The 23,929-nt window shown below is 37.7% G+C and carries 25 protein-coding genes; 6 read left to right on the top strand and 19 right to left on the bottom strand.

Annotated features, from left to right (window positions below; genetic code table 11):
* Positions 1-240: 240 nt before the first annotated feature.
* The 7 genes from mutY to Q0K35_RS03625 all read right to left on the bottom strand — a co-directional run bounded on the left by mutY (position 241) and on the right by Q0K35_RS03625 (position 7,212).
* Positions 241-1,233 (bottom strand): A/G-specific adenine glycosylase, encoded by a 993-nt coding sequence (gene mutY / locus Q0K35_RS03595; RefSeq protein WP_294561309.1) that lies wholly within the window; start codon positions 1,231-1,233, stop codon positions 241-243.
* A gap of 36 nt (positions 1,234-1,269) precedes the next feature.
* Entirely contained in the window at positions 1,270-1,554 is a 285-nt protein-coding gene (gene nrdD, locus Q0K35_RS03600; RefSeq protein WP_294561310.1) for an anaerobic ribonucleoside-triphosphate reductase, read from the bottom strand.
* 37 nt (positions 1,555-1,591) lie between these two features.
* A complete protein-coding gene (rmuC, locus tag Q0K35_RS03605) occupies positions 1,592-2,875 on the bottom strand; it encodes a DNA recombination protein RmuC (RefSeq protein WP_294561311.1) in 1,284 nt (427 codons plus the stop codon).
* A 279-nt stretch (positions 2,876-3,154) separates the two neighbouring features.
* The gene (locus tag Q0K35_RS03610) at positions 3,155-4,366 is read right to left on the bottom strand and encodes a hypothetical protein (protein WP_294561312.1); all 1,212 of its coding nucleotides are present in this window, start codon (positions 4,364-4,366) and stop codon (positions 3,155-3,157) included.
* An 82-nt stretch (positions 4,367-4,448) separates the two neighbouring features.
* On the bottom strand, positions 4,449-6,029 hold the full coding sequence (locus Q0K35_RS03615; RefSeq protein WP_294561313.1) for an ABC transporter permease: 1,581 nt from the start codon (positions 6,027-6,029) through the stop codon (positions 4,449-4,451).
* The gene (locus tag Q0K35_RS03620) at positions 6,022-6,732 is read right to left on the bottom strand and encodes an ABC transporter ATP-binding protein (protein ID WP_294561314.1); all 711 of its coding nucleotides are present in this window, start codon (positions 6,730-6,732) and stop codon (positions 6,022-6,024) included. The genes Q0K35_RS03615 and Q0K35_RS03620 overlap by 8 nt, the downstream gene beginning before the upstream one ends.
* Positions 6,733-6,804: 72 nt before the next feature.
* Complete coding sequence (locus Q0K35_RS03625; RefSeq protein ID WP_294561315.1) at positions 6,805-7,212, bottom strand: VanZ family protein; 408 nt, start codon at positions 7,210-7,212, stop codon at positions 6,805-6,807.
* Positions 7,213-7,328: 116 nt separating this feature from the next.
* On the opposite strand from Q0K35_RS03625, the gene Q0K35_RS03630 reads away from it, so the two are divergent.
* The 4 genes from Q0K35_RS03630 (at position 7,329) to Q0K35_RS03645 (ending at position 11,154) form a co-directional block, all read left to right on the top strand.
* Positions 7,329-7,946 (top strand): ECF transporter S component, encoded by a 618-nt coding sequence (locus tag Q0K35_RS03630; protein ID WP_294561316.1) that lies wholly within the window; start codon positions 7,329-7,331, stop codon positions 7,944-7,946.
* Entirely contained in the window at positions 7,943-9,136 is a 1,194-nt protein-coding gene (coaBC, locus tag Q0K35_RS03635) for a bifunctional phosphopantothenoylcysteine decarboxylase/phosphopantothenate--cysteine ligase CoaBC (protein WP_294561317.1), read from the top strand. Before Q0K35_RS03630 ends, coaBC begins: the two co-directional genes overlap by 4 nt.
* On the top strand, positions 9,120-9,890 hold the full coding sequence (locus tag Q0K35_RS03640; protein ID WP_294561318.1) for a type III pantothenate kinase: 771 nt from the start codon (positions 9,120-9,122) through the stop codon (positions 9,888-9,890). Before coaBC ends, Q0K35_RS03640 begins: the two co-directional genes overlap by 17 nt.
* A 97-nt stretch (positions 9,891-9,987) precedes the next feature.
* Entirely contained in the window at positions 9,988-11,154 is a 1,167-nt protein-coding gene (locus Q0K35_RS03645; RefSeq protein WP_294561319.1) for a helix-turn-helix domain-containing protein, read from the top strand.
* Positions 11,155-11,205: 51 nt separating this feature from the next.
* Here the strand turns inward: Q0K35_RS03645 and Q0K35_RS03650 are convergent, their stop codons facing one another.
* From Q0K35_RS03650 to Q0K35_RS03675, 6 genes are all read right to left on the bottom strand, one after another.
* A complete protein-coding gene (locus tag Q0K35_RS03650) occupies positions 11,206-12,534 on the bottom strand; it encodes a class II D-tagatose-bisphosphate aldolase, non-catalytic subunit (protein WP_294561382.1) in 1,329 nt (442 codons plus the stop codon).
* 152 nt (positions 12,535-12,686) lie between these two features.
* Positions 12,687-13,589, bottom strand: coding sequence for a PTS system mannose/fructose/sorbose family transporter subunit IID (locus Q0K35_RS03655; RefSeq protein ID WP_294561320.1), 903 nt, complete (start codon positions 13,587-13,589; stop codon positions 12,687-12,689).
* A complete protein-coding gene (locus Q0K35_RS03660; protein ID WP_294561321.1) occupies positions 13,579-14,364 on the bottom strand; it encodes a PTS sugar transporter subunit IIC in 786 nt (261 codons plus the stop codon). Before Q0K35_RS03660 ends, Q0K35_RS03655 begins: the two co-directional genes overlap by 11 nt.
* Positions 14,365-14,395: 31 nt before the next feature.
* Positions 14,396-14,872, bottom strand: coding sequence for a PTS N-acetylgalactosamine transporter subunit IIB (agaV, locus tag Q0K35_RS03665; protein WP_294561322.1), 477 nt, complete (start codon positions 14,870-14,872; stop codon positions 14,396-14,398).
* A 222-nt stretch (positions 14,873-15,094) separates the two neighbouring features.
* Positions 15,095-15,526: a PTS galactosamine/N-acetylgalactosamine transporter subunit IIA gene (agaF, locus tag Q0K35_RS03670; RefSeq protein WP_294561323.1), complete on the bottom strand. Its 432-nt coding sequence runs from the start codon at positions 15,524-15,526 to the stop codon at positions 15,095-15,097.
* 17 nt (positions 15,527-15,543) lie between these two features.
* Positions 15,544-16,716: an SIS domain-containing protein gene (locus tag Q0K35_RS03675; RefSeq protein WP_294561324.1), complete on the bottom strand. Its 1,173-nt coding sequence runs from the start codon at positions 16,714-16,716 to the stop codon at positions 15,544-15,546.
* A 153-nt stretch (positions 16,717-16,869) separates the two neighbouring features.
* On the opposite strand from Q0K35_RS03675, the gene nagA reads away from it, so the two are divergent.
* Complete coding sequence (gene nagA / locus Q0K35_RS03680) at positions 16,870-18,009, top strand: N-acetylglucosamine-6-phosphate deacetylase (RefSeq protein ID WP_294561325.1); 1,140 nt, start codon at positions 16,870-16,872, stop codon at positions 18,007-18,009.
* Positions 18,009-18,548: a hypothetical protein gene (locus Q0K35_RS03685; RefSeq protein WP_294561326.1), complete on the top strand. Its 540-nt coding sequence runs from the start codon at positions 18,009-18,011 to the stop codon at positions 18,546-18,548. The genes nagA and Q0K35_RS03685 overlap by 1 nt, the downstream gene beginning before the upstream one ends.
* A 112-nt stretch (positions 18,549-18,660) precedes the next feature.
* Here the strand turns inward: Q0K35_RS03685 and Q0K35_RS03690 are convergent, their stop codons facing one another.
* The 6 genes from Q0K35_RS03690 to Q0K35_RS03715 form a co-directional block, all read right to left on the bottom strand.
* The gene (locus Q0K35_RS03690) at positions 18,661-19,014 is read right to left on the bottom strand and encodes a hypothetical protein (RefSeq protein ID WP_294561327.1); all 354 of its coding nucleotides are present in this window, start codon (positions 19,012-19,014) and stop codon (positions 18,661-18,663) included.
* Position 19,015: 1 nt separating this feature from the next.
* Positions 19,016-19,309, bottom strand: a complete 294-nt coding sequence (locus Q0K35_RS03695) for a DUF2089 family protein (RefSeq protein WP_294561328.1) — start codon at positions 19,307-19,309, stop codon at positions 19,016-19,018.
* 106 nt (positions 19,310-19,415) lie between these two features.
* Entirely contained in the window at positions 19,416-20,156 is a 741-nt protein-coding gene (yaaA, locus tag Q0K35_RS03700; protein WP_294561329.1) for a peroxide stress protein YaaA, read from the bottom strand.
* 60 nt (positions 20,157-20,216) lie between these two features.
* Positions 20,217-20,753 (bottom strand): rubrerythrin, encoded by a 537-nt coding sequence (rbr, locus tag Q0K35_RS03705; RefSeq protein ID WP_294561330.1) that lies wholly within the window; start codon positions 20,751-20,753, stop codon positions 20,217-20,219.
* 879 nt (positions 20,754-21,632) lie between these two features.
* Entirely contained in the window at positions 21,633-23,222 is a 1,590-nt protein-coding gene (gene asnB, locus Q0K35_RS03710; RefSeq protein WP_294561331.1) for an asparagine synthase B, read from the bottom strand.
* A gap of 14 nt (positions 23,223-23,236) precedes the next feature.
* A complete protein-coding gene (locus tag Q0K35_RS03715; protein ID WP_294561332.1) occupies positions 23,237-23,929 on the bottom strand; it encodes a glutamate synthase in 693 nt (230 codons plus the stop codon).

Here is a 23,929-nt window from a genome sequence, read left to right on the forward strand (position 1 = left end):
CCATGATCTCATTGATCGGAACATTCATATATTCTTCCAGATAATCTTTCATGATATGAGCCAATACGATCTTATATCTTAGGATATGTTTAAAGGATTGATCAAGCGAAGCTTTTTTCTGCATAAAATTTTACCTCCTACTCTTATATATGCGCTCAAGCTTCATTTTTCCCAATTTTTATTCAAACTTTTTTTTACTTTTAATAATAAAAAACCTCTATGCCTTCCGACATAGAGATCTTATCCGATTTTATGAATCCTTTGATTCAAGATCTTTAAATGTGCACCAATTATAGGAAGCTGATCCAATTGTCCGATATCGACCCATCTCACATATTCATCATCCGGTATTTTCCCATCTTGATATTCATATATTTTCATTTTCCATACCTTATGGGAATATACATGTTTCATTTCTTTTATGAATGTATAGCCCTCTGTATCATAGCTTTCATATTGAGGCAAACGATAAAAATCTTTCATCAGGCCATCCCGATCATCTTTACTTAAAAGAATCTGATGATCTTTGATGATCAAAAGTGTCTGATACGTCAATACAGGAGCTTTCTTAGGTTTTGTTTTCACCGGAAAATTCATCTGTGTCTGATGCGCATAGCCAAGACATTTTTGATTCAAGGGACATTCTTTACAAAGAATGACCTGTGGCATGCAGACCAAAGCACCCAGTTCCATTAGGCCTTGCGTAAAATCACTCGGATTGCTTCCAATCATCATTTCACTGACGATTGCCTTTACTTTCTTTACTGTTTTCTGTTTTGAAATATCATCATCTATTTCCAGCAGCCGTGTTACGACGCGCAATACGTTTCCATCAACAGCCGGAGCAGGCATACCAAAAGCAATCGAGGCAATCGCCCCTGCCGTATAAGGACCGATACCACTGATTTTTTCCAGTTCTTCCACATCAGACGGAAGCTGTCCCTGATATTGTTCAATGACCTGTTTAGCACCTTCATGAAGCTTTCGCGCACGATTATAATATCCCAGTCCTTCCCAGCTCTTTAACACCTTTTCCAAGGGGGCGGTTGCTAAAGCAGTAACGGTTGGATATTCTTGCATCCATCTTTCATAATAAGGCAGCATCGTTTCAATTCTTGTCTGTTGCGCCATGATTTCACTTACCCATATCGCATAAGGATCCTTACTTTCACGAAAGGGCAGTTTTCGATGGTTTGACACGAACCATTCACATAATTCCTTTTGTATTTCCATATGATTCTCCAAATAAAAAGCTCGCCATTGAGCTTTTTACATATGTTTGACACGATCTCTTTCTTCAGCCCGCTTTGCATCATTGAAGCGATCGACCGTACCTACCAGATAACCGGTGATACGACGAATCTTTTCAAATGACTCTGGTGCCAAATGAGTTTCAATATCAACATCATCGCCATTGAAGTTCAGCCTGACTTCATCAATTTTCTTGCCGGCATACTTTTTCTGTGCCCATTCAACATAAGCTTTACCTTCTTCTTCGCTTATTTCACAATTACTCGTTACCAGCACATCATTTAACTGAATTTTATAAATCATCCGCTTCACCTCCATATAGCATCATTATAAAACAGCACTATTCAGATGTCGATTCTTTTGACTGATTTATTTCCAATATTTTTTCTGACTGCAAAGCATCGATACTTGATACCTTATCCAGTTTTTTCTGAATCTGCCGAGTACGTACACCGACCAGATTATCCAATTCTTTTTGAGCCATATTCAATTTATTTTGTGTATTTTCTAACACTGTACCAAACTTCTCAAATTCACTCTTGACAGCTCCCAATACTTCCCAGACTTCACTGCTTCTCTTCTGAATCGCCAATGTTCGAAAGCCCATCTGCAGCGAATTGAGAAGAGCGGCCATGGTCGTTGGTCCCGCAATATTGATCTTATAATCACGCTGCAAGCTTTCTACAAAGCCTCGGCGTACCACTTCCGCATAAAGCCCTTCAAACGGTAAAAACATGATCGCAAATTCTGTCGTATTAGGAACATCAATGTATTTATCATGAATATCTTTGGCACTCTTTTTGATAACAGCATCCAATTCCTTCTGGGCAAGTGCGATCTTCGCCGGATCACCTTCATCATAAGCATCTACCAGCTGGGCGTATTTATCTCCCGGGAATTTTGAATCGATCGGCAGATAAACGATTGATCCCGAGCCATCACCGGGAAGCTTTATCGCAAATTCTACGACATTGCTGCTGCCTTTCTTAGTAGCGACATTTTCTTCATACTGCTCCGGAGATAAGATTTCCTCTAAGATGGCCTTCAGTTGAATTTCTCCCAAAATACCACGCGTTTTAACGTTGCTTAAAACCTTTTTCAGATCGCCTACACCGTTTGCCAGCGTCTGCATCTCTCCTAAGCCTTTATATACCTGTTCCAGACGATCATTCACCAACTGAAATGACTGACTGATACGCTTGTCTAAAGTTTCCTGCAGCTTCTCATCTACGGTAAGACGCATCGCTTCCAGCTTCTTGGCATTATCCTCCTGCAGAGAGGTGATCTTGCTTTCAACAGTTAAACGCATCGCCTCCAGCTTGCTTTCATTCTGCAAGGTAAGACCATTCACTTTTTCTTCTAGCTTACTTGTTGTTTCCGACAACTGTTTACGAATGGATTCATTGGTCTGAAATGACATTTCATTCATCCCCTTGATCGTTTCATTCATCTCACGCAAACGTTCGCTCATCAGTTCATTACTGACCTTCTGTGTTTCATTTAATGTTTGAATCTTAGAATGAAGATTTCTCATTTCATCCTTATTTTTATTAGGCTTAAGCAATAAAACAAATAAAAGCACAATGATAACTGCACATAATATATATAAAACTATAAATTCCATTTTCCCACATCCTTATCTTTGTATATTGTAACACAAAAATCATTTTCTTCATAAAAAAAGCTGCTAGCTGGTGGTAATAGCAGCAAAAAAAGCTTTTAGATAAATATCTGATATGTGAGAAACAGATAAACTGTATATCAAACACTTATCTTCATTCTTTGAATATATAATATAAAAATATATCAGTATAATTTTCTAAAAATTCGTTAAATGATCCCATTTAACGCATATCCATTCATTTTCTAAAGAATAGCGCCCCTAAAGGCGCTTTTTTAGACATTATTTGTATTTCTCTTCCAATTCACTTGTATCTGTTCCAAAAGTTTTTAACGGCTGAGCAAAGATCTTCGTATCTTCTTTCTTTTGATTCTTATTTTTAATTTTTTTATAGAAAAAGCGAATCATAAAATAAGCTATGCCGATTACGATCATGACTGTTATGATGTCTTTTCCCGTTATAGGCATATTCATAATAGACCTGCCTGTGGTTTCAAAAGTATCCGCTATCATTTCCTCAATGGATAATGAAGTATCATAATAGTTTTTCTCAAAATTTGCCCAGAAAATAGTGAATGCTTCCTCATCCATGATCTTATCAGCTTCTAAGCCGCTGAGATAACGGAATTCACCGTTCATTTCTTCTTTTGAATCATCTAAAGATGAAAAATAAGCAAAGACGAAATGTCCTTCATCACTGAATTTTTCTCTATATAATTCCTCTAAATATTGATCAGCCGCTGCTTCATCAAAAGAATCCTGCCAAAATTCATCAGTACCTTTGATCAAAATGATATATGGCTGTACGCCTGTTTCAGAATAAAAATAATTCAATCCTTTTGTTAAGAGATTACTGTCATGTATCCATCCCAGTTCATCCTCATACCACTCTGTTTCTATGACGATCCCCTGCAAAGGTTCCCTTTTTGTCGTATTATCAGGAATATTTTCATCTGTTGATGCAGGTGAATAACCAAGAAAGCTCATTATGGTAGAGATCAATACATAAAAGATAAAAAAATATCCGAAGCCTTTTAATAATATCTTGAACCTAAACTTTCTCGGCTTTCTTAGTTTTGAAGGCTTTGGCTTTCTCCTTACCTTTGCTTTTGGTTGTCTTGGAGGAGGTACATGATAAGTACCATGATTTTCTATCCCCTCATCAAATGAAGATTCATCATAATCATCATAAGGCGGTGTGTACACTACTTTATGTTCAAATGCTGAATCAGGTTTTCTTTCAGGTTCTGGACGCTTATTAGAAGATGTGCCGGTTGATGGCTTTGGTGAAGAGGATGCTGTACTTCTTCCTGAAGTACGTCCGCCGGCACTAAAACCACCGGAAGATCTTCCTCCGCCGCTAAATCCCCCGGAAGAGCGTTTATTCCCTAAACCGCCACTGCTATGTGATCCGCTGCTGCTTCGATTTGCTTTACTGCTGCGTGCACTGCTTTCAGAGCTTTTACTGCTGCGCCCGCCACTGCTTCTGCCCATATGACCGCCCCCATTCTTAATTACATATATTATATATTATTTTAAGTAAAACTGGATTCCATAATTGAAAAAAAGAGGCCTCTTAATGAATCTTCATGAATTGCTTTCGTCCTCCTGTATTGAGATAAATAAAGAAGACGATATCAAAAAGTAATAATAGTCCATTCAACAATAGGACGATGATCGTAGGTGAAAGATATTCCGTCAGTTGCAATCCCAAGAAAATAATACCAAAGGATGCAACCATGCCACCAATCGACGTAATATATACCGGCATCGACTGTTTCACGATAACCGCAGCATTATCCCAATCCAGACGATAGAAATGTAAGTTTAAGATCAACCCTAAAGCACTGATGAAGAAACTGCTGGTCAATGCCGTTACTACACATAACAGAAAATCACCCATTGATAAGTTCAAAAAGATAAGTGCCATCACGCTGCATATCAGTGCACAAGGTATGATGACTAATAAATTAACGCTCATCTTCGCCATAAAAATATCCATGACATCGACTGGATAGGATTTTAAAGAATCAAAGTTTTTCCCTTCCAGTGATATCGAAGAATTCGTCGTACAGCTCACCAGCGATAAGAATAAGATTGCCCCGCAGAACACCGGCATGATCATTTCAGGCATGACACTCTGTACAAGCTGAATTTCATCTCTCATAAAAATGCACAGATAGGCAAAACCGATCACCAATAATATCGGCATCACCGCCGTATTCATAAAATATACGGTATTTGAGAAATACGTTCTTAATTCTTTATTGAAAAGAGCTTTAAACGATGAATTTGCTTTCGTGGCTCTAAGTTTAAAGTTTTTTACTTTATAACCGGATTTGATCTGTGAATTTAATTTCATGAAATTCTTTGAGAATAATCCGACAAATAAACCAAAGACCACTACATTGATCAAAATACCTAACACATACTTGAGTATATTTCCAAAGACCATGCCATCAAAAAGAAAAGACATGAACGGAAGATATCTTTCCATATTCGCAACCAGCCCCAACAGCTGTCCCGCTTCCTGATCTAACAGACTCTGATAAGCGAAAATAAGTACGAACACGGCTCCCATCAGAATAATATAGAAAATATTATTCATCAGATTTTTATATTTAAACTTTCCTGCCATATACATAGACAAATAAGCAAGAAGCGCTGCCATTACCATTGGTACCAATGGTATGATCAGCCAGGCAATGAAGCCTAACACATAGTACATCAGACCATAATGGCATACAAGACCGACAATTACGATCGAAGGTGCCAATAAAAAGAAACCATAAAAATATTCAAGAAATAAAAAAGATAAAAATTTACTTACAAGTACTTCTGATTTCTTAATTGGCAGTGACATCAAAAGATCATAATCCTTAAAACCAAAAAGATGTCCTCCGGCACTTTGATAACCAAAGACCAGTAACATAAATATCGTTACCATGCCCATGACATATAAAGCAATATACTGATATCCCTCTGGAAATGCCACTACCATTCCCGAAACATAGACGACTGACATATACATGAATAATATTGCCAGCAGTATCAGCATACCAAATCCCGCAGCCTTCTTTTTCTTATTACGGTGTGTGGTCGTTCTAAACAAAAGGCCCTGGATCTGAATCTTCATTAAAAGCCATAAATTAGTCATGTTCAGCCAGCTCCAAGAAAACATCTTCCAGCGACTGATCACCTACGACCTCTTCAACCGTACCATCCTTGATGATCTCGCCGTTTTTAATGATACATACATGATCACATAGCTTTTCTACAACTTCAAGCACATGTGTGGAGAAGAAGATACATCCTCCTTCATCACAGATTTCACGCATGATCGTTTTTAAGATATGGCTTGCTTTTGGATCAAGACCGACAAAAGGCTCATCTAATAAAAGCAGTTTTGGTTCATGAATCAAAGCGGCAATAATTGCCAGTTTCTGTTTCATACCATGGGAATAAGATGAAATGGAATCACCGAGATTTGCTTCCAGTTCAAAGGCCTCACTGTATTTTTTAATCAATTCCATTCTTCTTTCACTGCTGATTCGATATATATCAGCAATAAAATTCAGATACTTGATTCCTGAAAGCCCATCGTATAATTCAGGATTGTCAGGAATATAAGCCATGATCGATTTACAGGCGATCGGATCTTTTTTAATGGATTTACCATTGATCAGGATATCACCTTCTTCAAAATCAAGAATACCGGCAATGCTTTTTATCGTAGTCGTTTTTCCGGCACCGTTATGACCGATAAAGCCATAGATCTCACCGGATTCAACTTCTAAGTTAATTTGTTTCACCGCAGGCTTTCCATCATAACTTTTAGAAAAATTTCGGATACTTAACATAAATGTCCTCCCCTTTAAACATGCACAGTATATTCTTTTTTCCGATCAGTTACAACCAGAATGACAAATTTGTCAGTCCTTTTTAGAAAAATGCTTTGTAATAAAAAAAACAATAAAAAATCCACATAGGATTCCGGCGCTATCGATCAGTACATCACTTATCTGACCGCTTCTCCCATCAATAAACAACTGCAGCGTTTCATCAAGACAAGCAACCAATATGCTGGTTCCTATGCCTTTTTTCCAACAGCTAAAGGAGAATGCGGCCAATCCTCCTAACACGGCATATTCACTAAAATGAGCACATTTACGAATAAATGTATGAAATAACTCAAAATCTACAGGTAAATGTAATAAGCTGTATAGCTGATACGATAAACTGCCTGATAAGTTACTTGACTGGGTCGCCGGAAGAAGTGAATTAGACCAGATAAAACATATCCAGATAACGTATAAAATAAATATTTTTTTACTTTTCATGATTTTATTATATCATTTCATTTAATTATAAACAAAATAAATTGAAAAAATAAGCAAAGTTGACTATAATAATACCGTTACGTTGCATCTTAAAGAGCGACAGTAAGGAGAAAACTATGTCACAATCTAAAAAAGTAAGACGTCTGGTCTTGCTCAGCATGTTTATCGGAATTGAGATCGTGCTTATGATTACCCCTTTAGGTTTTGTACCGATCGGGCCGATCAATGCAACCACTCTTCATATTCCTGTTATTATTATTTCTATTTTATTAGGTACCAAGGAAGGCGTTATTCTGGGAATCGTATTTGGACTGTCTTCGATTTTCACAGCGACTTTTCGACCCACAGCCTTTTCATTCTGTTTTTCACCTTTTTATTCTATTGGTGAGGTCCATGGTAATTTTTCTTCCATACTGATTGCAATGGTTCCGCGTATTTGCATTGGTCTTGGCAGTGGGTATCTTTATAAGCTTTTACGTAAAAAACTCAGTGAATCACCGGCTATTCTGATCAGTGCTGCGGCAGGTTCACTTATCAATACGATCTTAGTCATGTCCGGTATCTGGCTGTTCTTCGGAAGAGAATATGCCGCTACTGCCGGCTTTGCCTATGAAACATTTATGAATGTCATTAAAGCTACCATCTTTACGAATGGTATCATAGAAGCCATTTTAGCGGCCATAATTTCAGCAGCAGTTATCAAGGCCCTCAAGGCAAAAGGAGCACATATATGAAAAAAACTATCGTTGTCGGCATTACCGGTTGTGTAGGTGCCTTTAAAAGTGTTCAGCTCGTCAGTGATCTGGTGAAAAAAGATTTTGATGTCGAGGTCATCATGACACAGAATGCAACCCAGTTCATCGCTCCCTTGCAGTTTGAATCATTGACCCATCATCGGGTGATGAGTGATACATTTGATCGTCAGCACTCTTATTCCACCCAGCATATTTCAATTGCCCAGAAAGCGGATCTGTTTATCGTTGTCCCGGCAACAGCTAATTTTATCGCAAAAGCCGTGCATGGCATCTGTGATGATATGCTGACGACAACTTTTCTGGCTTGCGACTGTCCAAAGCTGATTGCCCCTGCCATGAATACAAAAATGTACACAAATCCTGTTACGCAGGATAATCTCCGCTTATGTGAGAAATATGGCTATGATATCATATCCCCTGTCAGTGGTCATTTGGCTTGCGGTGATACCGGTATCGGTAAGCTGGCAGCACTTGATCAGCTGATGGACGCCATTGAGGAAGGCCTTGTCAAAGAAAAACCGTTAAATGGAAAAAAGGTATTGATCAATGCAGGTCCTACCCGTGAGAAAATCGATCCAGTACGTTTCCTATCCAATCATTCCAGCGGAAAGATGGGCTATTCCCTCGCAAAAGCAGCTCGCAATCTGGGAGCAGAGGTCACGCTTGTCAGTGGCCCTACCCAGTTAAAAGCACCTCGCAACATAGATGTTATCCATATTGAAAGTGCTGAAGAGATGTTCCAAGAGATGACAAAACGATATAAAGAAGCTGACATGATCATTTGTGCTGCGGCAGTTGCCGATTACACACCTGAACATACCAGCAATCAAAAAATCAAAAAACAAGAAAATGACTTATCCTTAACTTTAAAAAAGACTCAGGATATCTTGAAATATTTAGGTGAACATAAAACACATCAGGTTTTATGCGGTTTCGCAATGGAAACTGAAAATGAAATCGAAAATGGCAGACAAAAGCTATTATCTAAAAATTGTGATCTATTAGTCGTCAACTCTTTAAATAAAGCAGGAGCCGGCTTTCAATATGATACCAATATCGCAACCCTGCTTACTAAAGATGAACAAATTAACTATGATATCATGAGCAAAGATGAATTAGCTTATCATATACTTTCTAAACTGGAGGTTTTATATGCTGCTCGTCATTGATATAGGAAACACAAATATAACGATCGGTATCTATAAAAACGATATGCTGATAGGTAACTATCGTTTAACCACATGGTTCAAAAGAACTTCAGATGAATATGGTTTCATGATCTTAAATTTTTTAATGGACTCTAAAGTAGATGCATCGCAAATCAAAGATGTCATCATCTCAAGCGTCGTTCCTAAGATCATGCATTCATTCACCAACTCTATTCGTAAATATATCAATAAAGAACCTATCCTTGTAGGTCCGGGAATTAAAACAGGCATTTCTATCAAAACGGAAAATCCAAAAAAAGTAGGTGCTGACCGTATCGTTGATTTAGCCGGATGCTTCTACAACTATCAAGGCAATGCCCTTGTCATCGATTTCGGTACTGCCACTACCTATGACTATATTTCTAAAGATGGTGTCTTTAAATACGGTGTAACAGCTCCCGGTATCGGGATCAGTGCAGAAGCACTTTCAACGTATTGCGCAAAACTTCCGGAAATTGAAATTGAAAAACCAAAGACGATCCTTGCGACAGAAACCATTACTTCTATGCAGGCAGGATTGTTTTACGGATATCTAGGAAGTGTTGAATATATTATTCAGAAATTCAAGGAAGAGCTCCATCAGCCGGATATGCTGGTCATTGCGACAGGAGGTCTTGGTAAGATCATTTCACAAAATACTACAATGATCGATATATATGATCGTGATCTAACTTTTAAAGGATTAAAGGTCATTTATGACAAAAACAGGAACTAAATGTTCCTTTTTTTGCCTTTGTACTTTTTGCCAGCATACTTGTATTTTTTATTTACATTCCAACGGCTTTTCGTTATAATGAGATGAGGTGATCACTATGTTTAATAAAACATCTAACTTTTTTTTTCAAAAATATGGAGATACTTATACAACGCTACCAGTCGAGGCCAGTGAATATCCAAAAGAAATACTCCAAATAGATAACAAGGAAGTTTCAACCGCTTTCTACAATGAGGATGATATTTATATCTATGTTGACGAAGGCATCGTCATGCTTTGCATTTCTAAAGAAAACCAATCCAATACCTATGAACAATTTGTGATTCATCATACGATACGCTTAAAAAAACATTCATATTTTAATTTCTTTGCGATAAGTGAAACAGCCACCGTATCCATCTATAAGCGCCATGAAAATGTTGTAACGATCAAACGCATCAATGGTGAACATATCTTCTGTAAAAGAATACTTCCAACGGTTTCTGTCAAAGAAATTCTTGTTTACTACTATCAAGTAAAAAATACAAACTATGTTTTCGCAGGTGAAACACATCCATATTGGGAATTAACCTTCATTGACAGCGGTCAATTGATCACTGAGGTTGAAGGAAAAGAATATTATTTAAATCAATATGATTGCATGTTGTATTCTCCCGGTCAATTCCATTCACAAAAAACAAGCGATAAAGATGCCTGTTCATATTTGACGGTCATTTTTGAAACAACGGATTTCCCTGCTGATTTACTAAATAATAAGGTCTTCCATGCATCACGCGGAATTATCAATACCTTACAGGAATTTATCAATGCTACTGAACGTAAGGATCCTTTCTATAAAGATCTGTGTATCTGTTATCTGAATGAAGTCATCATTCAGTTTCTACAGTTACAATCAACCAAAACAATTAAACCTGCTTACTCACCAATGCAGCAAAAAATTGAAGATGAGCTATTAAATGAAATTATTATCTATATCAATGATAATATCTATTCACCCATTACCGTTGAACAGCTTTGTCATGAATTTTCAACTTCACGCTCATCCCTCCAACAGCTTTTCAATAAAAATTTAAATACTGCTCCTAAACAATATATCAGTCATTTAAAGCTTAAAAAAGCGAAATATCTCATCAAAGAAAATAAATATACGATATCAGAAATATCTGAAAAGCTCGGTTTTACAAGCATTCATTATTTTTCCAGAAAATTTAAACAGGAGTTTAATCTGGCACCAAGTGATTATGCGAAAACCATCTACAAATAAATAGAATTGCCTAAATAAAACACTATTGCATTTGCAATAGCGTTTTTCATATTAAAGCTTTTCCTGATGAGTTGCATACAGATATTCGTCAATCGTATTTACAACCCGATCCTTTACTAAAGCTTCCGGATCATTTATAAGTCTGCCTTCCCTCACCTTCGTATATTGGATCGGCATAAACTGGCTCATAAGATTTAACGGCACTTCCGGCAGGCTCCTTAAATTACTCATCAGCTTAGCAATAGCCTGCTGTACTTTTTCATTTGGAAGATAATAACGGCAACGATCTGAGAATGAGAATTTACGCTTGATCCTCAATTCATTTTCATTACCAGTATAATACTTAGCCCATTTATCCGGTTTTTCAAGCATGGCTTCTTCTAAAACATCAATCAGATGACTTGTTTCAACATCAGTTCCCTTAAAAACTTCTTCTTCAATATAAGATAAAGCAAACAGACCTTCACGCATTGCAAAAGTAAGACCAGGACCAACTTTTAGAATGCCAACGCCATCTTCGATTAATTCTTTCAACTTGATTTTTGTCTGATAATCTGTAGAATGACCCTCAAATACCAAGTTTGGATATTCCTTGATTGCAGCCATTAAATCTTTTGCCTTTTCACGATCATATTCTGTACATCCGGCATCCTTTTCCTCAACTCCCGGCTGAACGACAACCGCAATAACTTCATTCCAGGCTTCTTCAAGTCCTTCTTTCTTGAAAGCTTCTTCAAAAGCACTCACCGTTGCCTTAAAATCTTCTACTTTCGTAACTTGAATACCTGAATCTTCCACAGCACCCTGTGCCCCACCCGGAATCGGCACCTCACTACCAACGACATAAACAGGATGAACAGCATCAGGATTTGTTTTTAGAAGTTCCTGATAAGCATCTTCAGCCACTCTTGCCAGGTGTGCTCCACGACGGGATATGATTTCATCACTTAAGCGGATATTCGGATCATCATCTGCTACCTTCATTGAAGTGTCAATATGAATCTTCGTAAATCCGGCTAATACATAACTGCGAATCAGATCTTCAGCATTTTTCATCGCTTCTTTCTCCGGAAGGTGTGTCCATGTCAGTGGTCCTAAATGATCCCCACCCAGAAATATACGAGAGAAATCATAATCACACTTATCACAAATATCTTTCACAAATTTCGTGAAATCAGCCGGTTTCATTCCTGTATAGCCACCAAACTGATCCACCTGATTTGCTGTTGATTCAATCAGGACTACTGCATGATCTTTTTTGGCACGCTCGATAGCGGCTTCTATAACATAATTATTTGCACTGCAGCAGGAATAAATACCTACATGTTCTCCTGCTTTCTGCTTAGTAACAATTTGTTTTAACGGATTTGTATTCATAATTACCTCCCTTATTAACAAGCTTATTTTAACACGATTCCCATTAATTTTATATATATTAGTTATATTTTACAAATTAAATCATAATTTATGCAAAAAAAGAGAAGTCAATCGACTTCTCTTCATGAAGGTTTAGAGTTAAATATTGTAATATCTTATGCGTGCCAAGGAACTGAAATAGGTGTTGTGTAATCGCCGGCAGCTCCACCAAAGATACCGAATACACATCCTACGATACCAATTACTAAAAGCAATAAGATACACTTAGTTGCAGACCAATTTTTCTTCTTGATCAGCCAGTAGCACAACAATGTGATAGCTAATGATAATGCTGCAGGTAATACACCATCTAACAGTCCCTGAACATCGATATAGTTAGCAACTGTTTCACCAGCATCATTAATTGTAGTACCGTTAGGAATCATCATTCCTAAACTTACGTTAGCATAGTTGCAAGTCAATGCACCAACTACGAATACACCCAGCATAGAAGCTGCACGAGTGAACTCTTTAGCATTCTTCGTTAATACAGCAATAGCGCTTGTACCTAAGCTGTAAGACCAGTACATCAATCCATAACGTAAAGCCATTTCTACACCGAAGCAGATAATGAAGTAAAGGATTGGTCCGATCCAGCTACCATCGATAGCCATATTACAAGTGATACCTGCTGTGATAGGAACTAATGCGAACCAGAACAATGCGTCACCAATTCCTCCCAGAGGTCCCATAGCTGCAACACGTACCGAACGAATCGTGTTAATATCAGCCTTCTGCTGTTCCAATGAAAGAACGATACCCATAACGAATGTTACTAAGAATGGGTGAGTATTGAAGAACTCAAGGTTGTGTTCCATTGAAGCAGATAAGTCTTCTTTATTTGTGTGGATTTTCTGTAATCCCGGTAAAATAGCCCATAGCCATCCTGCAGCCTGCATTCTTTCATAGTTGAAAGAAGCCTGTAACTGACAAGATCTCCAAACCATTCTGTTTAAAGTTTTCTTATCAAGAGGAGCAGCAGGAGTTAAATCTTTATAAGTCGTAGCATTAGATGCCATCACTTACACCTCCGTTTCCGGCATTTTCCTTAATTTTTAAGTTTAATGTGAAGTCATTGATAGCAATAGCAATACCAATGAATGCTATCAGGATCAAAGCAGCTCCTGAAGTAGCATCAACATTACCTAATACTGCAGCAGCAGCGAATCCGGCAAGGAAGATACCCCAAAGGTCGTTAGAAAGCATGATCTTCAATAATACGGCAAATCCGACATTACGCATCATACCACCAGCAGCACCTAAACCAGCCATCAGCCATGAGAAGTCTTCTGAGAACTGAGTCAATGTTTCACCTAATGCTTCTCCACCAAAATAAGCAGCAACAGCCATAGCAGCGAATAATGCACCTAAGATGCACATAGAGATGTTGTTAACCATCGTAATTCCGCTAGGATTTGCTTCAGCAGCAGCCTTATCAGCTCTAGCCATCATTGTTGACATGAAAGTAAATGTCAAAGTAACGGCATACTGTCCAAACAGTGAGAAGATTACGGCAGCACCTAAAGCCTGTTCAGTTGGTAAACCAACATTTACAGCTAAAACAACACCAACAACACCACCAAGAACGGCGTTAGGAGGCTGAGCACCACCAACAGGCATGTTACCAACCATCATTAATTCATAAGTACCACCTACTACAAGTCCTGTCTGAGGATCTCCTAAGATAAGACCAATGATCGGACAAGCAATAATTGGACGATACAAAATTTCAGTTAATGAGAATTGGTCAATAGCAAAAATAAATGTAGCGATTGCTAATAAAATAGCTTGCATATTGTCATTTCTCCTTTTTAATAATGTAATTTTATTTAAATAATTTGTTTACGTCTTCTGCAGCAATATCAGGTACACGTCTGATTTCCAGTTCAACTCCAAGTTCCTGCAGTTTTCTGAAAGCCGCAACATCTTTGTCGTCAACGGCAACAGTTGTTGCAACCTGACGTTTTCCATCAGCCATGTGCATATTACCGATGTTTACTTTCTTTATAGGTACGCCACCTTCTACTAAAGCCAGTACATCAGTAGGATTGTCACATACGATGAAAATCTTTTGAGCATCTGAGGCTTTATGGATAGTGTTAATTGTTTTTTCAATTGTCCAGTAACGCGTCTGAGCGTAACTAGGAGCAGCCATATCCATTAAACCTTGACGAAGTGTATTGCCAGCTACCTCATCATTAGCGACAAGAATCAGGTTTGCCCCGATCACACCACACCACTGTGTAGCAACCTGTCCGTGAATCAGGCGGTTGTCAATACGTGTTAATACGATATTTGTCATAAAGTTCTCCTCCCCTTCATATCAGTTTGTAATTATATTAAGACCTCACAATCTTTAACAATTACACTGATATTGTAAAGCGTTTTCAACTATATTTCTTTACTTTTTTTATTTTTTTATTTGCACTTTTTAATATTTACAATTTTTCTTTTTTTAACATTTATAAAAATTATCTTAAATTATGTGAAAATTATCGCAAATTAAAAGCCCTGAATCCAGGGCTTAAATTCCATCTTCGTCAGCAACATCCTCATGTTTTGTAAGCACAAAATGAACGACCTGATCTTTTCCTGTATTTACAGCCATTTCAACAAGTGCATCCATATCGCTCACAAAACCGCGAGCCATTGAAATCTCAATGATCATTCCTAAGTTGGTTCCACCGAGAACCTCAACTCTTTCTTTTCTGCCGACACCCACTTCGACAGCCGTCTTAAAAGGTGAACCGCCGGCAAGATCAGAAAATACCAAAATACCGTCACAATCGCTTAAGCGATCCATTGCCGCATTCAATTCTCTTGTCAGATCATCGACAGAATAATCTTCTAAAAAATCAACCATTTCATATTTTTCAGGCATGCCGGCAATCAGCTTGACGCTTGAACTGATTCCGGTAGCAAAATTGCCATGACCCGTCACTAAAATTCCAATCATATCTTTTCTCCTTCTATCTATTTTTTTGTATATGGGTATAAAATAACACCCTTCACGACACGGTTCACTTCACCGCTTGGACATGGATTATCCGGTGTGATACCATAAGAGAGCGATTTAAATAAAGCCACGCACTGAGCAACTGTAATATAATCCAATCCTAAAAGCACGTTGTTATGCTTTTCGCCATTAAAGGAATAGTAATAATCAACAAGCTCTTTTACCTCAGGGCGATCTGTATTCGTAACCGCAAAGATCTTATTGCCCTTTCGCTGACCGCTCATTTCCTTGATCAGATCAAGCTCATACTGATAAGAATAAGCATCATCGCTCAAATAAATAACGGTCAATGTATTATCATCAATAATTGACTTTGGTCCATGTCTGAATCCCAATGGTGTATCATACATCGTCGCCACCTTACCGGCTGTCAGCTCCAGCATCTTCAAGGCGCTTTCCTGTGCTACACCCTTTAATGCATTTGCTCCCAGATAAACGATGCGATTGAAATCATAATCCTTTACGATCTCATCAGCCAATGTAAAATCTTTATCTACAAACTGGCTGCCACATTTGATCACGCTTTCTAATTCACTGGCAACTTCATCCAAACGGTCTAATTCAAAGCATAAAAGACATGCTAAATACATATTTGTAAATGAACTTGTCATCGCAAATGACTGGTCATGTGTTTCATCTGTCAAATTGATGGCATAGCAGTGCTTTTCTTCTTTGGCACGTTTTGACAAAGCACCATTCTTATTGCAAGTAATAAATAAATGGTAAAGATTTTCACATACCACTTCGGCAGCCTCAACAGCTCCTATTGATTCCGGTGAATTGCCGCTGCGTCCGAAAGAAATCAGAAGCGTTGGCTTTGTCCTTGAAAGATAGTTTTCCGGTGTTGCGACAATATCTGTCGTACCATAAGACTTACACTTGAAATTAGTTTTCTTATTCAGATAAGAAAATAAGCTGTTGCCCACAAACTCACTGGTTCCTGCTCCGGCTAAAATAATATCATAATCAGCCTGCGAGGTCACCTGTGAAATAAACGCCTTCAGCTCATCCTTGTGATCTTTGATCTGCTGGATCGTTTTTACCCATGTAGCAGGCTGCTGATGAATTTCAGTTGCCGTAAAAACAGCACTTGATTCATCCAGTTGTTCTTTCGTAAAGTTGAATATCATGGTATCCCTCCTATTTTCATCTTAATTATAGTGTTTGAGTTGTAAGATTTCAACAAATTAGTTAAAATAGATAATAGGAATATCAAAATATACAAATGATTTTTCCTAAACATAGTTTAAAATAAGTATAGGTATAAAAAGGGAGGAAAATTTATGATTATTCAAAGCAAAAAAGTCTGGATTGCCAATCAGTTTATTCCTGCACAAATCGAAATCATGAACGGCAAGATCGAAAACATCTACCCTTATGAAAGTAAACAAGTGGATCAGGATTACGGTGAAAAAAGAATCGTTCCGGGATTCTTAGATATTCACACTCACGGTGCTTACAGCTGGGACACTAATGAAGCTACAAATGGCGGACTAGAGAATTGGTTAGCCAATGTCACTCATGAAGGAGTTACCGGCTTATGTCCAACAACAGTTACCCAAAGCGAAGAAGTGCTGACAAATGCTGTCCGCCACGTTGCTGAAGTTTATAAGACAAATCCTAAAGGCGCTGAAATTCTCGGTATTCATTTTGAAGGACCTTATCTTGATATGAAATACAAAGGAGCACAGCCACCTGAATATATCGCTTCAGCTTCTGTTGAACAGTTCAAACATTATCAGAAAGCTGCCGACGGATTGATCAAGATCATTACCTTGGCGCCTGAACATGATACAAATTTTGAATTGACAAAATATTGTTCACGAAACGGTGTCGTAGTCAGCATGGGACACTCAAACGCAACTTATGAAGAAGCTGCCATGGCAGTCGCAAATGGCGCAAGAAGCATGACGCATGTTTATAATGGTATGTCCCCATTCAATCACCGCAGCAATGGTCTGGTAGGTGCCGCTTTCAGATTCAGAGATGTTTTCGGTGAAGTGATCTGTGATGGAAACCACTCGACATTAGCAGCCTTGAATATCTATTTTGAAACAAAAGGACGTGATTATGCGATCATGGTCACTGATTCTTTGATGGCAAAAGGAAATCCTGTAGGAAGCCGCTTCATGTTTGGCGGACATGAAATTGAAATTTATCCGGACGGAAGTGCTCATCTGACAGAAAGTAAATCATTGGCAGGAAGCACGCTGAAGGTAAATGAAGGATTAAGGATCCTTGTGGAAGAAGCTAAGGTTCCATTTGATGCCGCTTTAAATTCATGCACGATCAACCCGGCAAGACTTTTGCGCATTGATGACCATAAAGGTAAATTATGCACAGGTTATGATGCCGATATCGTAGTACTGGAAGATGATTATTCAGTAGCACAAACCTACTGCAAGGGAGAAGCACAGCTATAATGGCCCAAAAGAATCAGCCTTCAGTATCCGGCTTTTCTGTTTATCAGGATAAGCATGGTCGAGATGTCTATTATGACTTTATTACCAAGAACGGTTATCTGATCTTAGAAAGCAATGCCGGCCAATTCAGTTTATATCAAAAACGTTTCATCATACCTTTGATCGTTTTTGCACTTCTTTTAAATTATCGGATCGGCAGCTTCTATTTTGATATCTATATTGCCGCATTAGCTGCCATCATCGTTCTGGTAGGATTAGAGTTTTTATTTCGTTTCCGGTTTTTAAGATCGCTGACGGTCATTCCAAACTTCAGGCCTGAAAGAAAAACCAGCTATCTTGAACAGATCAATGAAACTAATGAAAAAAATGTTCTTTTGATCAAGGCGCTTCTATATCTCTTATTTGGTGTTTTATTAGCTGTTTATGCATTTATGAAAGAAATCACTGAATTAGAGCTGATCATCATGCTGATCATTTCAGTTGTAATCTGTATTTATGGGATCATCTATTTTGTTGCACTGGCCAAAAGAAAAAAATAAAAGATAAGGAACTATATAAGTTAAGTAATTTTCTAAAATTACTGACTATACATAGTTCCTTTTTATTATATTTCTCTTAGATAAACAATTAATTTTGCGTATTGATGCCTTTTTATAAATCATTGATCTTCATTCTCTCAAGATCATCTTTTTTATGCTTTCTTTTCGCCCACGCCGATACACTAAAAATTACGATGCATGGGCAATAGTAAGGAATAAATAAAATCAGATAGTAGAGAAAGATCAAAAAGCTTAACGGCATTTCAAGAGCAACTAAAAACATACTAAATCTAATCAACATGACCACCAATAATACAAGACTGAGGATAGGCAGGACATATCGCCAGCGATATACTTTTGTGTAAATCAGATATTGAGCTAAGCCAAGAAGAATCATAGGAATCAGCATTCTTCCTATTGAAATAAGTACAAGCCATAACATTCCGCTTACCATCAAATTATCCAAACTATTTCTCCCCTTTCTTCTCTTTTCTGTATTCTTGAATCAAAATTTTTGCTTCCTCATATCCAATACGATCATCCAAGGCCATTTTCTTGATCAGTGTGATATAAGGTTCTTCCCTATTTTCACTGCTGATCTTTATTTTTTGGATCAGCCTGTCCAAACGAAGACGAACGGTTGGATATGTCACACCATAAATCTCTGCAATTTCTTTTAATGAACCACTGGCAAGAACAAAATTCTTAATAAAAGTCAGATCTTCATCTTCCAGTGCTTCGATCCACTCTGTTTCCTTCATACCACACTCTCCTTTTCTTCAATAATATTATATCACACTTTAATATTATTAAAAGTATTATTATATTTTTCTAAATAATATTAAAAAAATCATGCTCTTTGCATGACTATCTTTTTAAATATACCCATTCCTTATCATTTGAATAAGAAGCATCATATCCATATCCTAAATAATTAAAATGTCTGATTTCCTCTAAATCTTCAATTTGATGTGAGGCCATATAACGCACCATCTCACCACGTGCCATCTTGGCCTCCGTTCCCTTCACCTTTAGCTTACCTTTATCTAAAGAAGCAAATACACAGGTAATCATTTTTCTATTTTCATTCAGATAAGGTTCAATGCATTGTGAATACTCCTTAGAAGCCAAGTTTAAAACGAGATCATCATCATGAAACAATTCATTCGCCAAATCATCTTTCCAAAAATCATATAAGCTTTTATTTTCATTGATATCTAATCTTGTCTGCATCTCCAAACGATAACAGCGGATACCATCAAAAGGACGTAACAGCCCATAAAAACCGGACAGGATCACTAAATGCTTTTCAACATATTCCAACTCATCACTCGTAAAGACAGCCGGTGCCATATGCTGATACTGCAAGCCCTCATAAGCAAAAAGAGCAGGTATCAAGCCTTCATGAAGATCCATCTTTTGAAAGCGCTCATGATTTAACGTTGCAATTTTTTGATTACATTTCATACAATCTGCAAGTTCTTCAATGCTCATCTTCTGAAGTCTATCTTTCAACATTTCAGTCTTATCTAAAAATAATGGAAGCTGATGCCATCCAAAATCTTCATGATCATTCATTTTTTTAGCGGGTGATATTATTATTTTCATACTCTAATGATAACATAAAAATGGGCCCGATGAGCCCATAATCATTCAAAAATTAAAATTTTAGTAATCTTCTACTTCTAATGCAAAGTAAGACTGAGGATGATCACATACCGGGCAAACAGCAGGAGCTTCTTTACCAATATGTAAATGACCGCAATTCAAGCATTCCCAGACAACTACGTCATCTTTCGCAAAGACAACTTTTCCTTCAATATTTCCTAAAAGCTTGCGATATCTTTCTTCATGATGCTTTTCAATAGCAGCAACGCCTTCCATCATCTTGGCAATATCTTCAAAACCTTCTTCATGAGCAACTGCTGCAAATTCCTTATACATATCTGTCCACTCATAGTTTTCACCTGCAGCTGCATCCTTTAAATTTTCAACAGTACCAGGCATACCGCCATGAAGTTTCTTAAACCATAATTTCGCATGTTCTTTTTCATTTGCTGCTGTCTTTTCAAAATAGTTCGCAATCTGCACATAACCATCTTTTTTAGCTTTTGAAGCATAGTAAGTGTACTTGATAGAAGCCTGTGCTTCACCTGCGAAAGCAGTCATTAAATTCTTTTCTGTTTTTGATCCTTTAAGTTCCATTGTTTTCATCTCCTTTTTTATCATTATACACATAATTCAATTAAATGTTAAGCTTTATTCGAAAGAATATGTTTTCTTTTCAATTCAGCTATGCCTCCAATATGATGCTTGAAAAAAAGCCTATAAAAAACACCGCAACGATTACAACCAGATTCAACATTGACCCATCCTCCTTAATTTTATTTTTATCCGTAAATGAATAAATATTGATTATTATTTATTCTTCATATATTCATATTATATCATTTTTATTTATATATTGATATATTTTTTTGAATAAATAATAACAAGCACCTCTTAAATGAGAATGCTTCTAGGCTTCCAGAATAACGCTTGAGAAGAAGCCGATAAAAAATGCTGCAACGATGGCAATTAGATTAAACATGATCAGATCCTCCTTACATGTTCAGTATACCCACTAATGCAACATTATTTATGTTTATTTAAAAAAATGACCGAATCGGTCACGTTACTTTTATATAAAAATTATTTTTTCATTCTTTTTTTTGGGAAAAATGACCATTTCATGGATATAAAATAGTAGGTGCCATGAAAAGGAGGGAGAAACTATGACACCCGTATTTTTTGTATGGAGGGATTACAGATGGGTTTTGAACCCTTCATTCTTCTCCAACTATTCTATGAGAATATGATAGTTGTGAAAGAATGCTTGCGTTTGATCTTTCTGTTTTACAGAATAAACAAACGATAAGCTGTGATCCTCCCTCCTAAATGAAACCCCAGTGCCACGAACACTGGGGTTTCCTATTTGTATGGAGTTCATCCGTTATTATTCTAGCATATTTTTTTTCATTTGTCATTAACATTTCTTTTTTATGTACTCTGAATGATTCCCGGATAAAGGCCATAAAATCGTTCCTATTCCCCGCTTTTTCCATAATTGGAAAGCACACGTGCGCTTGGATCATCGACCTGACAGCCCTCCCAAGCCTGATTCGGCATCCAGAAACCAGTGATCCATCCGGCTTGCCCCGGATAATATTTTTCGAAGATTTCACGATACAAAAGACTTTCTTTGGTAAAAGGCTTCGCATGATAACTGTATTTCTGACAACGTGCTTCAAACATTTCATCACTGTATTTCTCTTCTGCATATTCTTTTAAATAATCAACCATGGAATGGCCTACCGCATCAGAAAAAGCAGCTTTCTCACGCATCAGGATATCATGAGGCAATAAATCATCTTTTTCAAATGCTTTTCGCAACAGATATTTGCCGATGCCGTAGTGATTCATCTTTAATTTAGGATCGATCGCCATCACGCCACTGATCAGCTTTGAATCACTGAAAGGAACCCTCGCTTCTAAAGAATTGGCTGAAATACAGCGATCCGCACGAAGTACATCATACATATATAGCTCATGGATACGTTTTTCGCTTTCCTTCTGAAACTCGATCTCATCAGGTGCAAAGTCGGTATATTTATAACCAAAAAGCTCATCGCTGACTTCCCCGCTCAAAAGCACTTTAATATTTGTATGTTGTTTGATCTGTTTGCATAACAGATACATTCCGATACTGGCTCGAATCGTCGTAATATCATAGGTTTCCAATGTATAGATGACCTCTTCCAGACAATCTAATACATCTTTTTTGCTCATTAGAAAGGCTGTATGATCACTGCCGATATAATCAGCTGTTTCCTCGGCATATTTTAGATCGATCGCATCTTCACGCATGCCGATGGCAAATGTTTGGATAGGTGTGGATAGCTGTTTCTGGGCGATGGCACAGACAAGTGATGAATCTAATCCGCCACTTAAAAGAAAACCTATAGGTACATCACTATCCAATCTTTTTTTCACAGCTTCATATAGTGTGTCATGAATCATCTGTGCTGCACTGTCAATATCCTGATAGTTTTCTTTGGAAGGAGTTATCGGGTCATGATACTGAATAAACTGACCGTCCACATAGGTCGTGCCGATCGGAAATGGATGGATATCCTCACAAAAATCAATCAATGCTTTGGCTTCTGAAGCAAAGGCAATCTTATGAGTATCTTTGGTATAGCCATAAAATAAAGGACGAATGCCCAAAGGATCACGGGAAGCAATCAATGATTTTTTCTGATGGTCATAGATGACACAGGCATATTCCGCATCCAGTCTTTCAAATAGACCAATGCCATACTTTTCATACAAAGGCAAGATGACCTCACAGTCACTCTTGCTTGAAAATGAAACTCCTTCCTCCTGCAACTCTTTTTTAATCTTTCTAAAGTTATAGATCTCACCATTGCATACCATCACATTTTTCTTATAATGCATCGGCTGCATGCCGCTCGCTTCAATTCCCATGATCGAAAGCCGGTGAAAACCTAAGACAGCCTGATCCTGAATTAAAATTCTTGAACAGTCCGGGCCACGATAAGCAATTTTTTGAAAACTGTTTTTGAATACGGACATATCGATCTGATCATCATTGACACATAATATTCCACACATATCTTTCCCTCCGTTTAATTCATACAATAATATCCCTGATACGGATTCTTGGTTTCCGGCAATAGCCGACGATATTTTGAATGAAGCAGTTTTTCTTTATCCATCTTAAAGATTTCACAAAACTCAGAAATCTCAGCTTCAATCTCACTGCCATCCACGACATCTTCATAATTTCGTTCATCAGAAGAAGCGATGCGTACATAAATGACACCGCCATGCTGACCTACGCCCACATTTTCAACCGGATCAAGTTCATCCCTGCGATTTAAGACAATGATCGTCCCACCGGCCAGATACTCTCCAAGGCAGGCTCCGGCTGTTTCACCGATCATCAATAAAGGCTTGCTGTCACCATATTCTTTCATATGAATTCCGCCGCGTACACCGATATAATCTCGGATGAAGATCTTGCCGCCGCGCATGCCATAGGCACAGATATCACCGCAATGGCCATGGACGATGATCTTTCCGGCATTCATCGTATCCCCTAAGCCTTCTTGGGCATTGCCTTTTAAGATCAGCGTTGAACCATCTAAAAGTCCGCCGCAGTCATTTCCGGAAATTCCTTCAATTTCAATTGTCTTGCCACTGCTGGCAGCTCCGATATAACGCTGTCCGCAACAATTCTCACATACGATTTTTTCACTGCTTTGCATGATCGCTTCATTGATCTTGCGGGCAGTTAAATTCTCACAATTGATTTTCAT

The organism is uncultured Traorella sp. (assembly GCF_944327115.1).
Classification (GTDB): domain Bacteria; phylum Bacillota_I; class Bacilli_A; order Erysipelotrichales; family Erysipelotrichaceae; genus Traorella.

What these genes read in the sequence shown, in the direction of transcription:
- Q0K35_RS03610 (WP_294561312.1), bottom strand. Translation starts at nt 4,366, where the DNA reads ATGGGCAGAAGCAGTGGCGGGCGCAGCAGTAAAAGCTCTGAAAGCAGT.
- yaaA (WP_294561329.1), bottom strand. Translation starts at nt 20,156, where the DNA reads ATGAAAATAATAATATCACCCGCTAAAAAAATGAATGATCATGAAGAT.
- rbr (WP_294561330.1), bottom strand. Translation starts at nt 20,753, where the DNA reads ATGGAACTTAAAGGATCAAAAACAGAAAAGAATTTAATGACTGCTTTC.
- nrdD (WP_294561310.1), bottom strand. Translation starts at nt 1,554, where the DNA reads ATGATTTATAAAATTCAGTTAAATGATGTGCTGGTAACGAGTAATTGT.
- Q0K35_RS03675 (WP_294561324.1), bottom strand. Translation starts at nt 16,716, where the DNA reads ATGATATTCAACTTTACGAAAGAACAACTGGATGAATCAAGTGCTGTT.
- mutY (WP_294561309.1), bottom strand. Translation starts at nt 1,233, where the DNA reads ATGGAAATACAAAAGGAATTATGTGAATGGTTCGTGTCAAACCATCGA.
- Q0K35_RS03655 (WP_294561320.1), bottom strand. Translation starts at nt 13,589, where the DNA reads ATGGCATCTAATGCTACGACTTATAAAGATTTAACTCCTGCTGCTCCT.
- Q0K35_RS03695 (WP_294561328.1), bottom strand. Translation starts at nt 19,309, where the DNA reads ATGAAGGAAACAGAGTGGATCGAAGCACTGGAAGATGAAGATCTGACT.
- asnB (WP_294561331.1), bottom strand. Translation starts at nt 23,222, where the DNA reads ATGTGTGGAATATTATGTGTCAATGATGATCAGATCGATATGTCCGTA.
- Q0K35_RS03685 (WP_294561326.1), top strand. Translation starts at nt 18,009, where the DNA reads ATGGCCCAAAAGAATCAGCCTTCAGTATCCGGCTTTTCTGTTTATCAG.
- Q0K35_RS03615 (WP_294561313.1), bottom strand. Translation starts at nt 6,029, where the DNA reads ATGACTAATTTATGGCTTTTAATGAAGATTCAGATCCAGGGCCTTTTG.
- nagA (WP_294561325.1), top strand. Translation starts at nt 16,870, where the DNA reads ATGATTATTCAAAGCAAAAAAGTCTGGATTGCCAATCAGTTTATTCCT.
- agaV (WP_294561322.1), bottom strand. Translation starts at nt 14,872, where the DNA reads ATGACAAATATCGTATTAACACGTATTGACAACCGCCTGATTCACGGA.
- agaF (WP_294561323.1), bottom strand. Translation starts at nt 15,526, where the DNA reads ATGATTGGAATTTTAGTGACGGGTCATGGCAATTTTGCTACCGGAATC.
- Q0K35_RS03645 (WP_294561319.1), top strand. Translation starts at nt 9,988, where the DNA reads ATGTTTAATAAAACATCTAACTTTTTTTTTCAAAAATATGGAGATACT.
- Q0K35_RS03620 (WP_294561314.1), bottom strand. Translation starts at nt 6,732, where the DNA reads ATGTTAAGTATCCGAAATTTTTCTAAAAGTTATGATGGAAAGCCTGCG.
- coaBC (WP_294561317.1), top strand. Translation starts at nt 7,943, where the DNA reads ATGAAAAAAACTATCGTTGTCGGCATTACCGGTTGTGTAGGTGCCTTT.
- Q0K35_RS03630 (WP_294561316.1), top strand. Translation starts at nt 7,329, where the DNA reads ATGTCACAATCTAAAAAAGTAAGACGTCTGGTCTTGCTCAGCATGTTT.
- Q0K35_RS03660 (WP_294561321.1), bottom strand. Translation starts at nt 14,364, where the DNA reads ATGCAAGCTATTTTATTAGCAATCGCTACATTTATTTTTGCTATTGAC.
- rmuC (WP_294561311.1), bottom strand. Translation starts at nt 2,875, where the DNA reads ATGGAATTTATAGTTTTATATATATTATGTGCAGTTATCATTGTGCTT.
- Q0K35_RS03625 (WP_294561315.1), bottom strand. Translation starts at nt 7,212, where the DNA reads ATGAAAAGTAAAAAAATATTTATTTTATACGTTATCTGGATATGTTTT.
- Q0K35_RS03640 (WP_294561318.1), top strand. Translation starts at nt 9,120, where the DNA reads ATGCTGCTCGTCATTGATATAGGAAACACAAATATAACGATCGGTATC.
- Q0K35_RS03715 (WP_294561332.1), bottom strand. Translation starts at nt 23,929, where the DNA reads ATGAAAATCAATTGTGAGAATTTAACTGCCCGCAAGATCAATGAAGCG.